This window comes from Micromonospora sp. NPDC004336 (assembly GCF_053602615.1).
The window spans coordinates 1-7,427 of sequence record NZ_JBSGDY010000235.1; the positions used below are offsets into that span (position 1 = coordinate 1).

General features: G+C 69.4%; 5 protein-coding genes and 2 tRNA genes. 6 read left to right on the top strand and 1 reads right to left on the bottom strand.

Annotation, left to right across the window (positions count from 1 at the left end; genetic code table 11):
* Positions 1-112: 112 nt before the first annotated feature.
* Positions 113-667 carry a hypothetical protein gene (locus ACWENR_RS28455; RefSeq protein ID WP_091100468.1) on the bottom strand — a complete coding sequence of 185 codons (555 nt, stop codon included), beginning with the start codon at positions 665-667 and terminating at the stop codon, positions 113-115.
* 502 nt (positions 668-1,169) lie between these two features.
* On the opposite strand from ACWENR_RS28455, the gene gyrB reads away from it, so the two are divergent.
* The 6 genes from gyrB to ACWENR_RS28485 all read left to right on the top strand — a co-directional run bounded on the left by gyrB (position 1,170) and on the right by ACWENR_RS28485 (position 7,298).
* A complete protein-coding gene (gyrB, locus tag ACWENR_RS28460; protein WP_452280032.1) occupies positions 1,170-3,116 on the top strand; it encodes a DNA topoisomerase (ATP-hydrolyzing) subunit B in 1,947 nt (648 codons plus the stop codon).
* Positions 3,117-3,246: 130 nt separating this feature from the next.
* Entirely contained in the window at positions 3,247-5,766 is a 2,520-nt protein-coding gene (gyrA, locus tag ACWENR_RS28465; protein WP_452280033.1) for a DNA gyrase subunit A, read from the top strand.
* A gap of 4 nt (positions 5,767-5,770) precedes the next feature.
* A complete protein-coding gene (locus ACWENR_RS28470; protein ID WP_452280034.1) occupies positions 5,771-6,712 on the top strand; it encodes a DUF3566 domain-containing protein in 942 nt (313 codons plus the stop codon).
* A gap of 221 nt (positions 6,713-6,933) precedes the next feature.
* Positions 6,934-7,007, top strand: a tRNA-Ile gene (locus ACWENR_RS28475).
* A gap of 44 nt (positions 7,008-7,051) precedes the next feature.
* Positions 7,052-7,180, top strand: coding sequence for a DLW-39 family protein (locus ACWENR_RS28480; protein ID WP_452280035.1), 129 nt, complete (start codon positions 7,052-7,054; stop codon positions 7,178-7,180).
* A gap of 42 nt (positions 7,181-7,222) precedes the next feature.
* A tRNA-Ala gene (locus ACWENR_RS28485) sits at positions 7,223-7,298 on the top strand.
* Positions 7,299-7,427: the final 129 nt, after the last annotated feature.

Sequence of the window (7,427 nt, forward strand, 5' to 3'; positions counted from 1 at the left end):
CCTTTTTTATACACTTTTTTTACAAACCTTTTCCCCTACCCGCCCCTGTTCCTTTCGGGGGCGGAGGGCCCCGCCTTCTAGGCCCCGCCCCGGGCCGGCTCGACGAGTCGGGTCAGGCGTCGGCGTAGACGGCGAAGCCGCGGTCGGCGCAGCGCCGGTAGAAGGCGGCCAGCACGCTCAGTTCGGCGCAGGTGAAGCTCCACTGCGGCGGCGCCCCGCTCTCGTCGCGCAGCGCGTCCAGCCGGCTGTCGAGCCAGCGCAGCTGCTGCTCGGCCAGCCGCCCGTCGGCGAGCAGCGACCGCAGCACCTGGCTCACCGAGTCGAACGTCACCGCCTCGCCGTGCGGGCGGTGGCCGGCCACGAACCGTTCGATGCCGCCGGCGATCCAGGCGCAGCCGTCCGGGTCGATCACCGGGTCCTCGTCCTCGGCGGCGGCGTCCGTGGCGTAGAGCACACCTTCGAGCCCGAGCAGCAGGTCCACCAGCTCGGTGTACGCGGTCGCCCGGACCGTCCCGGTCTTGGCGATCAGCTCGGCGAGCGCCGCGGTCGGCGCGGAGATGCGCGGCATGTCGACGATGTCGCCGAAGTCGACGAACTCGGCCGGCGCGACCGGGTCGTAGAAGCGGCCGGTCCGCGGCCACTGCACCGCGACGTTGTCCAGCCCCATCTGGTGTCACCTCTTAACGAGTGTCGGTTCGATCGGGTCGATCGTCCGGTTCCGGCCGGAAAAGATCAAGGCCGGGCCGCCCGCGCGGCGGGGCGGGTGTCCGCGACCCGACCGCCGGCACCGATCGTCGGCCGGCCGCGCCCTCGATCGGGCCCTGGCGTGTAGGGGGAGTCGCGGGCGGCGCGGTTCGGCCGGCTACGTCGGTCTGAGACGCCTCGCAGGGGTGCCGAGTGGTGGTTCTGTCGCTGCCGCACAGTAAGATTGACCCCGAGACGAAGACCCGGTGCGGAGCGACGAGACACGGGCCCGGTGCGGGGCCCGCGATCATTGTCCACGTCGGGTCGAGCCGATCGCGATCCGCGGGCAACCGCGGCGACCGGCGCGTTCGACCCGTACCCCGGATTGTCCCCGGTGCCGGTCCGCGCGTCGACGTCGCGTCCTGTCCGCCGAACCCGCGCCCGACGCGCCAGCAGGCGCGGACGGTGCGAGAAAGTGGCCGAGGGTGGCAGCGCAGGACAAGCAGGAGTACGGCGCCGGGTCGATCACCGTCCTCGAGGGGCTGGAGGCGGTCCGGAAGCGCCCCGGTATGTACATCGGGTCGACCGGTGAGCGCGGTCTGCACCACCTGGTGTGGGAGGTCGTCGACAACGCGGTGGACGAGGCGCTGGCCGGCCACTGCGACACCATCGACGTGGTGCTGCTCGCCGACGGCGGGGTCCGGGTCACCGACAACGGCCGAGGCTTCCCGGTCGACCTGCACCCGAAGCTGAAGAAGCCGGGTGTCGAGGTGGCGCTGACCGTGCTGCACGCGGGCGGCAAGTTCGACGGCAAGGCGTACGCGGTCTCCGGCGGCCTGCACGGCGTCGGCGTCTCCGTGGTGAACGCCCTGTCCACCCGGATGGCCGTGGTGATCCACAAGGACGGCTTCGTCTGGCGCCAGCAGTACCAGAACTCCAAGCCGACCCCGCTGGAGAAGGGCGAGTCGACCGACCGGACGGGCTCGGCGGTCTCCTTCTGGCCCGACCCCGACGTCTTCGAGACGGTCGACTTCGACTTCCAGACCATCTACCGGCGGCTCCAGGAGATGGCCTTCCTCAACCGGGGCGTCACCATCCACCTGCTCGACGAGCGGGTCCCGGAGGAGGAGGAGGGCAAGCCGCGCGAGGTCACCTTCTGCTACAGGGGCGGCATCGCCGACTTCGTCCGGCACCTCAACGCCTCGAAGAACCCGATCCACAAGACGGTGGTCGAGTTCGGCTCCGAGGAGGAGGGCATGTCTGTCGAGATCGCCATGCAGTGGAACGAGTCGTACGGCGAGTCGGTCTACACCTTCGCCAACACGATCAACACCCACGAGGGCGGCACCCACGAGGAGGGCTTCCGGGCCGCGCTGACCAGCGTGGTCAACCGGTACGGCACCGAGAAGAAGCTGCTCAAGGGCGACGAGAAGCTCTCCGGTGAGGACATCCGGGAGGGCCTGGCCGCGATTATCTCGGTCAAGCTGGCGAACCCGCAGTTCGAGGGCCAGACCAAGACCAAGCTGGGCAACACCCCGGTGAAGAGCTTCGTGCAGCGGGTCTGCAACGAGTGGCTGGTCGACTGGTTCGACCGCAACCCGGCCGAGGCGAAGATCATCATCCAGAAGGCGTCCCAGGCGGCCCGCGCCCGCATCGCCGCCCAGCAGGCCCGCAAGCTGGCCCGCCGCAAGTCGCTGCTGGAGTCCGGCTCGATGCCGGGCAAGCTGGCCGACTGCCAGTCCACCGACCCGCGCGAGTCGGAGGTCTTCATCGTCGAGGGCGACTCGGCCGGCGGCTCGGCCAAGCAGGGCCGTGATCCCCGGGTCCAGGCGATCCTGCCGATCCGCGGCAAGATCCTCAACGTGGAGAAGGCCCGGATCGACCGGGTGCTCAAGAACGCGGAGGTCCAGGCGCTGATCACGGCGCTCGGCACCGGCATCCACGACGACTTCGACATCGAGAAGCTGCGCTACCACAAGATCGTGCTGATGGCCGACGCCGACGTCGACGGCCAGCACATCCAGACGCTGCTGCTCACCCTGCTCTTCCGCTTCATGCGCCCGCTGGTCGAGCTGGGGCACGTCTACCTGGCCGCCCCGCCGCTCTACAAGATCAAGTGGAACAAGAAGGGCGACGACGCGCAGTACGCGTACTCGGACCGGGAGCGGGACGGGCTGATCGCGCTGCGCCAGCAGAAGAAGCCGAACGCGAAGCCGGACGACATCCAGCGGTTCAAGGGTCTCGGCGAGATGAACTACCCCGAGCTGTGGGAGACCACGATGAACCCGGCGACGCGTACGCTGCGTCAGGTCACGCTCGACGACGCGGCGACCGCCGACGAGTTGTTCAGCGTGCTGATGGGTGAGGACGTCGAGGCTCGCCGCTCGTTCATCCAGCGCAACGCCAAGGACGTCCGGTTCCTGGACATCTGACGGGGCTCGGCGGGTCGACCGGTCATCCACCGGCCGGCCCGCCCGTCCACAGAGTTATCCACAGCATGGCCGGTTTCCACAGCCGTTATCCACAGCACGAAAACGACTCTGAGTCTGATAAGGGTTAACAGTGACCGATACCCCCGAGTCCACACCGAGCGAGCCCGAGGTCCCCGAGACCGTCGCCGCCGTCGTCGCCCACGACCGCATCGAACCGGTCGGGCTCGAGGTGGAGATGCAGCGCTCCTACCTCGACTACGCGATGAGCGTCATCGTCGGGCGGGCGCTGCCGGACGTCCGGGACGGGCTCAAGCCGGTCCACCGCAAGATCCTCTACGCCATGTTCGACTCCGGCTACCGGCCGGACCGCGGCTACGTGAAGTGCTCCCGCGTGGTCGGCGACGTGATGGGCCAGTTCCACCCGCACGGCGACTCCGCGATCTACGACGCGCTCGTCCGGATGGCGCAGCCCTGGTCGCTGCGCTACCCGCTCGTCGACGGCAACGGCAACTTCGGCTCGCCGGGCAACGATCCCGCCGCCGCGATGCGGTACACGGAGTGCAAGCTCGACCCGCTGGCGATGGAGATGCTGCGGGACATCGACGAGGACACCGTCGACCTGCAGGACAACTACGACGGCCGGGCCAAGGAGCCCACCATCCTGCCGTCGCGGATCCCCAACCTCCTGGTCAACGGGTCCGAGGGCATCGCGGTCGGCATGGCCACCAAGATCCCGCCGCACAACCTGCGCGAGATCGGCGCGGCGGTGCAGTGGTGCCTGGAGCACCCGGAGGCCGACGAGGCCGAGACCCTCGACGCGCTGCTGGAGATCGTCAAGGGTCCCGACTTCCCGACCCACGGCCTGATCGTGGGCACCCAGGCGATCCAGGACGCGTACCGCACCGGGCGCGGGTCGATCCGGATGCGCGCGGTGGTGGAGGTCGAGGAGGACAAGCGGGGGCGCCCCTGCCTGGTCGTCAGCGAGCTGCCCTACCAGGTCAACCCGGACAACCTGGCCGAGCGGATCGCCGAGCTGATCAAGGAGGGCAAGCTCGCCGGCATCGCCGACATCCGCGACGAGTCCTCGGGACGCACCGGCATGCGGATCGTGCTCGTGCTCAAGCGCGACGCGGTCGCCAAGGTGGTGCTCAACAACCTCTACAAGCACACCCAGCTCCAGGAGACCTTCGGCGCCAACATGCTGGCGCTGGTCGACGGGGTGCCGCGCACGCTCAACCTGGCCCAGTTCATCCGCTACTACGTCGAGCACCAGGTCGAGGTGATCCGTCGGCGTACGGCGTTCCGGCTGCGCAAGGCCGAGGAGCGGGCGCACATCCTGCGCGGTCTGTCCAAGGCGCTGGACGCCCTCGACGAGGTGATCGCCCTGATCCGGCGCTCGCCCACGGTCGACGACGCCCGGCAGGGCCTGATCCGGCTGCTGGAGATCGACGAGATCCAGGCGACCGCGATCCTGGACATGCAGCTGCGCCGGCTGGCCGCGCTGGAGCGGCAGCGGATCCTCGACGACCTGGCCAAGCTCGAGATCGAGATCGCCGACCTCAAGGACATCCTCGCCAAGCCCGAGCGGCAGCGGAAGATCGTCTCCGAGGAGCTCGGCGAGATCGTCGCGAAGTGGGGCGACGACCGGCGGACGAAGATCGTGCCGTTCGAGGGCGAGGTCTCCATGGAGGACCTGATCGCCCGCGAGGACGTGGTCGTCACGATCACCCGCACCGGCTACGCGAAGCGGACCAAGGTCGACCTCTACCGCTCCCAGCGCCGCGGCGGCAAGGGCGTCAGCGGCGCCAGCCTGCGGCAGGACGACATCGTCAGCCACTTCTTCGTCTGCTCGACCCACGACTGGGTCCTGTTCTTCACCAACAAGGGCCGGGTCTACCGGGCCAAGGCGTACGAGCTGCCCGAGGCCAGTAGGGTGGCCAAGGGCCAGCACGTGGCGAACCTGCTCGCGTTCCAGCCCGACGAGCAGATCGCGCAGATCATCGAGATCCCGCACTACCAGGTGGCTCCCTACCTGGTACTCGCCACGAAGAACGGCCTGGTGAAGAAGACTCGGCTTGAGGAGTTCGACTCCCCCCGATCGGGCGGCATCATCGCGATCAACCTGCGCGACGAGGACGAGCTGGTCGGGGCGGCGCTCGTCGCCCCCGAGGAGGACCTGCTGCTGGTCTCCAAGAACGCGCAGGCGATCCGGTTCAACGCGAGCGACGAGGCGCTGCGCCCGATGGGCCGGGCCACGTCGGGCGTGATCGGGATGCGGTTCAGCGAGGACGACGTCCTGCTGGCGATGGAGGTCGTCCGCGAGGGCAAGGACGTCCTGGTGGCCACGAACGGGGGATACGCGAAACGTACCCCGATCGAGGAATACCCGGTCCAGGGCCGGGGAGGTAAGGGCGTGCTGACTGCGAAGATCACCGAGCGACGTGGTGGTCTGGTCGGCGCGGTGGTGATCGACCCGGACGACGAGCTGTTCGCGATCACCAGCAACGGTGGTGTCATTCGGACTCCGGTGAAGCCTGTACGCCGTACGCGTGACCGGAACACAATGGGGGTCAAGCTGATGGACCTTCCGGACGGCGTGACTATCGTGGCGATTGCTCGCAATGCCGACGAGCCTGACGAACAGGACTAGTTGAATGACGGAGACACAGGCGAAGTCGGGGAACACGGGGACCTCGGCCAACCCGGTCGACGAGGAGGCCGCCAAGAGCGGCACACCAGCGACCGGCCGCGCGGCCGTGGGCCGGGCGACGGTCCCCGCCGACGCGCCTGCCCCGAAATTCACCCGGGCTCCCGGCATGACACCGCCGCCGGACAAGCCCTCCGAGGACGCGGAGGAGGCGGACAGGACGGAGACGGTGGCGGCCGACAAGCCGGCTCCCGCCGCCACGGCCACCGCCGCCAAGCCGACGACGACACAGCCGCTCAAGGCGGGCGCCGGCCAGTCGACCGGTGCCACCGGCACGCAGCCGCGGGTCACGGGGAACACGGGCACCCAGCCCCGGGTCACGGGAGCCACCGGCACCCAGCCCCGGATCACCGGCACCGCCAAGCCGCAGCCGGACGGCGGCCGGCCGACCGGCGCCGGGCGCCCCGCCAACGGGGGCGGCCTGCCGCCGGGCGTCAGCGGCGCGGCCGCCGTCGGGGCCGCGCGCGTGGGCGAGGCGGTACGCGCCGCGCGTACGTCGGTCAGCTCGGCCGCGTCGCGCGGACCGCGCCGGGCCCGGCTGAACCTCAAGCGGATCGACCCCTGGTCCGTGATGAAGTTCGCCTTCGCAGTCTCGGTGGTGCTCTTCATCGTCGTGGTCGTGGCCACGTCGGTGCTCTACCTGGCCCTCGACGCGATGGGCGTGTTCAGCAGCGTCAACGACAGCCTGACCGACCTGGTCAGCGCGGGCGGCGGCCAGAGCACCAGCGGCTTCCAGATCACCGCCAAGGGCGTGATCCTCAGCTCGGCGCTGATCGGCCTGGTCAACGTCGTGCTGTTCACGGCGCTGGCCACGCTCGGGGCGTTCGTCTACAACGTCTGCGCCGACCTGGTCGGCGGTATCGAGCTGACCCTCGCCGAGCGCGACTGAACCACCTCGGAGGCCGGGGCCCGCCGATCGCGCGGCGCCCCGGCCTTCGTGCTTTCCCGCCCTGCCAGCGGGGCCCGGGAGCCGGCGCATGCCGCCGAAATCACCTGGGCCGGCGGCCCGGCCTCCGGTAGGTTCAGGGGACGACGGCGACGCCGCATGCCCGGGTCACCCCCGATTTGGGGGCGGGCGGGCGGATGGGTTAATGTTGCTCGTCGCTACGCGGGGCTATAGCTCAGTCGGTTAGAGCGCAGAGCTGATAACTCTGAGGTCGCTGGTTCGATTCCAGCTAGCCCCACCGCACATCGTCCGACGGGCAGTCGAGCGCGAGGGGTAGCCCCAATGTTCAAGAAGCTTCTGATCCTGGCGGGCATCGTCGGGGTGGCTGCCGTGGTCGCCAAGAAGGTCAAGGATTCCAACGACGAGCGCGCCCTGTGGCACGAGGCCACCACCGCGCCCGACCTGCGCTGAGCGCACCGACACGGTCAGCACCGGCGGCGTCGCCCGCCTTCCGGGGCCCTAGCTCAACTGGCAGAGCACTGCCTTTGCAAGGCAGGGGTTAGGGGTTCGAGTCCCCTGGGCTCCACCACATCATCCGGCCAGGTCACGGGCTGTCTTCTCCTTTATGATCGTTTCTGTGCTCTTCGAGATCTCGCACGCCGAGATGGTGGCGTCCATCGGCGAAGACGCCGTTTTCGTCGCGCCCCTCGGCTCCCTG

Bases quoted from the DNA above. Each gene is read 5' to 3' on its own strand.
- ACWENR_RS28455 (WP_091100468.1), bottom strand. From the start codon at position 667: ATGGGGCTGGACAACGTCGCGGTGCAGTGGCCGCGGACCGGCCGCTTC.
- ACWENR_RS28470 (WP_452280034.1), top strand. From the start codon at position 5,771: ATGACGGAGACACAGGCGAAGTCGGGGAACACGGGGACCTCGGCCAAC.
- ACWENR_RS28480 (WP_452280035.1), top strand. From the start codon at position 7,052: ATGTTCAAGAAGCTTCTGATCCTGGCGGGCATCGTCGGGGTGGCTGCC.